Origin of the sequence: Coralloluteibacterium thermophilum (assembly GCF_042654365.1) — a bacterium.
Taxonomy (GTDB): Bacteria; Pseudomonadota; Gammaproteobacteria; order Xanthomonadales; family Xanthomonadaceae; genus Coralloluteibacterium; species Coralloluteibacterium thermophilum.
Genome location: NZ_JBHSGG010000027.1, coordinates 1 through 3,324 on the forward strand (window position 1 = coordinate 1; position 3,324 = coordinate 3,324).

Genomic DNA, 3,324 nt, shown 5'->3' on the forward strand with positions numbered 1-3,324 from the left:
AGCCAACCTCCTGGCTGTCTGTGCCTTCCCACATCGTTCACCACTGAGCGATAAATTGGGGACCTTAGCTGTGGGTCTGGGTTGTTTCCCTTTTCACGACGGACGTTAGCACCCGCCGTGTGTCTCCCGGATAGTACGTGCTGGTATTCGGAGTTTGCCATGGTTTGGTAAGTCGCAATGACCCCCTAGCCATAACAGTGCTCTACCCCCAGCAGTATTCGTCCGAGGCGCTACCTAAATAGCTTTCGAGGAGAACCAGCTATCTCCGGGTTCGATTAGCTTTTCACTCCTAGCCACACCTCATCCCCTACCTTTGCAACGGGAGTGGGTTCGGGCCTCCAGTCCGTGTTACCGGACCTTCACCCTGGGCATGGCTAGATCACCCGGTTTCGGGTCTACTGCCCGCGACTATGCGCCCTTATCAGACTCGGTTTCCCTTCGCCTCCCCTATACGGTTAAGCTCGCCACGAACAGTAAGTCGCTGACCCATTATACAAAAGGTACGCAGTCACTCCGAAGAGCTCCTACTGCTTGTACGCACACGGTTTCAGGGTCTATTTCACTCCCCTCGCCGGGGTTCTTTTCGCCTTTCCCTCACGGTACTGGTTCACTATCGGTCGGTCAGGAGTATTTAGCCTTGGAGGATGGTCCCCCCATGTTCAGACAGGGTTTCACGTGCCCCGCCCTACTCAATTTCATCGATCGTGCCCTTTCGCATACCGGGCTATCACCGTCTATGGCCGGCCTTTCCAGACCGTTTTGCTAAAACATGATCGACTTTTGGGCTGATCCCCGTTCGCTCGTCACTACTGAGGGAATCTCGGTTGATTTCTTTTCCTACGGTTACTTAGATATTTCAGTTCACCGCGTTCGCCCTGCATGGCTATGTATTCACCATGCAGTACCTCATAAGAGGTGGGTTTCCCCATTCGGACATCACCGGGTCATAGTCTGCTGCCGACTCACCGATGCTTTTCGCAGGCTGCCACGTCCTTCATCGCCTCTGACCGCCAAGGCATCCACCGTGTGCGCTTATTCGCTTGATCCTATAACCCCAAGTCGCCTCGGGGTCATCGATGACGCGAACATCAACGACAACTTCAAATGTTAGGGCCTCTATGGGCCCCGCCTTAGCCTCAACGACACGTTTGGTGGACATTCGTCTCAAACGCTCGCTACGTCCCAAATTTTCAAAGAACATCACACGGGCCTCGATGCCCGCATGCTTCTAATCTTCGTGTGCGCTACATCCAGAGTGGTGGGTCTGGGAGGACTCGAACCACCGACCTCACCCTTATCAGGGGTGCGCTCTAACCACCTGAGCTACAGACCCAAATCGTGTCTCGCCGTGGTGGAGCCAGTCGGGATCGAACCGACGACCCCCTGCTTGCAAAGCAGGTGCTCTCCCAGCTGAGCTATGGCCCCGTCATTCGACGGTGAACCGACATCCGCAGCCTCGGCCGCGCCTGTCTTTCTCTGGATGCAGGTGTCTTGTGCGAGCGCCCTACGGTACGAGGACCGCCTTGCTCAAAAGGAGGTGATCCAGCCGCACCTTCCGATACGGCTACCTTGTTACGACTTCACCCCAGTCATGAATCACTCCGTGGTAACCGTCCTCCCGAAGGTTAGACTAGCTACTTCTGGAGCAACCCACTCCCATGGTGTGACGGGCGGTGTGTACAAGGCCCGGGAACGTATTCACCGCAGCAATGCTGATCTGCGATTACTAGCGATTCCGACTTCATGGAGTCGAGTTGCAGACTCCAATCCGGACTGAGATCGGTTTTCTGGGATTGGCTCCGGCTCGCGCCTTGGCAACCCTCTGTACCGACCATTGTAGTACGTGTGTAGCCCTGGCCGTAAGGGCCATGAGGACTTGACGTCATCCCCACCTTCCTCCGGTTTGTCACCGGCAGTCTCCCTAGAGTTCCCACCATTACGTGCTGGCAACTAGGGACAAGGGTTGCGCTCGTTGCGGGACTTAACCCAACATCTCACGACACGAGCTGACGACAGCCATGCAGCACCTGTCTCACGGTTCCCGAAGGCACCAATCCATCTCTGGAAAGTTCCGTGGATGTCAAGGCCAGGTAAGGTTCTGCGCGTTGCATCGAATTAAACCACATACTCCACCGCTTGTGCGGGCCCCCGTCAATTCCTTTGAGTTTCAGTCTTGCGACCGTACTCCCCAGGCGGCGAACTTAACGCGTTAGCTTCGACACTGAGTACCAAGTTGTACCCAACGTCCAGTTCGCATCGTTTAGGGCGTGGACTACCAGGGTATCTAATCCTGTTTGCTCCCCACGCTTTCGTGCCTCAGCGTCAGTGTTGGTCCAGGTGGCCGCCTTCGCCACGGATGTTCCTCCCGATCTCTACGCATTTCACCGCTACACCGGGAATTCCACCACCCTCTACCACACTCTAGCCTGCCAGTATCAAATGCAATTCCCAGGTTGAGCCCGGGGCTTTCACATCTGACTTAACAAACCGCCTACGCACGCTTTACGCCCAGTAATTCCGAGTAACGCTTGCACCCTTCGTATTACCGCGGCTGCTGGCACGAAGTTAGCCGGTGCTTATTCTTACGGTACCGTCATGACCACGGGGTATTAACCCGCGGCTTTTCTTCCCGTACAAAAGTGCTTTACAACCCGAAGGCCTTCTTCACACACGCGGCATGGCTGGATCAGGCTTGCGCCCATTGTCCAATATTCCCCACTGCTGCCTCCCGTAGGAGTCTGGGCCGTGTCTCAGTCCCAGTGTGGCTGATCATCCTCTCAGACCAGCTACGGATCGTCGCCTTGGTGGGCCTTTACCCCGCCAACTAGCTAATCCGGCATCGGCTCATCCAATCGCGTGAGGTCTTGCGAGCCCCCACTTTCACCCTCAGGTCGTATGCGGTATTAGCGTAAGTTTCCCTACGTTATCCCCCACGACTGGGCAGATTCCGATGCATTCCTCACCCGTCCGCCACTCGCCACCCAGGGAGCAAGCTCCCCTGTGCTGCCGTTCGACTTGCATGTGTTAGGCCTGCCGCCAGCGTTCACTCTGAGCCAGGATCAAACTCTTCAGTTAAAGCTTAAAGCTCTACGCTGCAGAATCCGTCCGTCGACTCACTCGGTCAAAACTGAAAGTATTGACGTTGCTGTTTCGACTTGAACAGGCTCTGCAAGATGGACGTGTCTCCCATCCCGCAAGGCGCCCGCACAAGTCACCTGCGCACACTGTCAAAGATCCTTCCGGAACAACCACATGGGAGCCTCTCGCTTCCCTCTTCCGGCCCCGCGACTCTCGCCCCGGGGAGCCGCTCATCATACATGAGAT

Annotated in this window: 2 tRNA genes and 2 rRNA genes; all 4 read right to left on the reverse strand. The window is 56.0% G+C overall.

What is annotated here, in order from left to right:
- Window positions 1-1,046: ribosomal RNA gene (locus tag ACFO3Q_RS09725) — 23S ribosomal RNA — on the reverse strand; the annotation flags it as partial.
- Between the two features lie 210 nt (window positions 1,047-1,256).
- Window positions 1,257-1,333, reverse strand: a tRNA-Ile gene (locus tag ACFO3Q_RS09730).
- A gap of 16 nt (window positions 1,334-1,349) precedes the next feature.
- A tRNA-Ala gene (locus ACFO3Q_RS09735) sits at window positions 1,350-1,425 on the reverse strand.
- A gap of 105 nt (window positions 1,426-1,530) precedes the next feature.
- Window positions 1,531-3,075: ribosomal RNA gene (locus ACFO3Q_RS09740) — 16S ribosomal RNA — on the reverse strand.
- Window positions 3,076-3,324 lie beyond the last annotated feature (249 nt).